This is a genomic window from Pseudarthrobacter sp. TAF60_1 (assembly GCF_052113505.1).
Taxonomy (GTDB): Bacteria; Actinomycetota; Actinomycetes; order Actinomycetales; family Micrococcaceae; genus Arthrobacter.
In genome coordinates, this window is record NZ_JBFRDI010000053.1 from 1 (window position 1) to 485 (window position 485).

Sequence of the window (485 nt, forward strand, 5' to 3'; positions counted from 1 at the left end):
GCCGCGAACGAAAACCTGGACAACCTGAACTTCGTGATCAACTGCAACCTCCAGCGCCTGGACGGGCCGGTGCGCGGCAACGGCAAGATCATGCAGGAACTCGAAGCGTTCTTCCGCGGCGCGGGCTGGAACGTGATCAAGGTGGTCTGGGGCCGGGAGTGGGATGACCTGCTCGCCAAGGACGAAGACGGTTCGCTCGTGAAGATCATGAACGAGACCGTCGACGGTGACTACCAGACCTACAAGGCCGAGTCCGGCGGGTTCGTCCGGGAACACTTCTTCGGCCAGACCCCGCAGACCAAGGACATGGTCGCGGACCTGACCGATGATGAGATCTGGAACCTCAAACGCGGCGGGCACGACTACTACAAGGTGTACGCCGCGTATAAGGCAGCGACCGAGTTCAAGGGCAAACCCACCGTCATCCTGGCCCACACCGTCAAGGGCTACGGCCTCGGACCGCACTTCGAGGGCCGCAACGCGAC

Annotated in this window: 1 pseudogene; it reads left to right on the forward strand. The window is 62.5% G+C overall.

The annotated features are described in order from the left end of the window. Window positions 1–485: pseudogene (locus AB4Y73_RS20450) on the forward strand (pyruvate dehydrogenase (acetyl-transferring), homodimeric type); the annotation flags it as partial.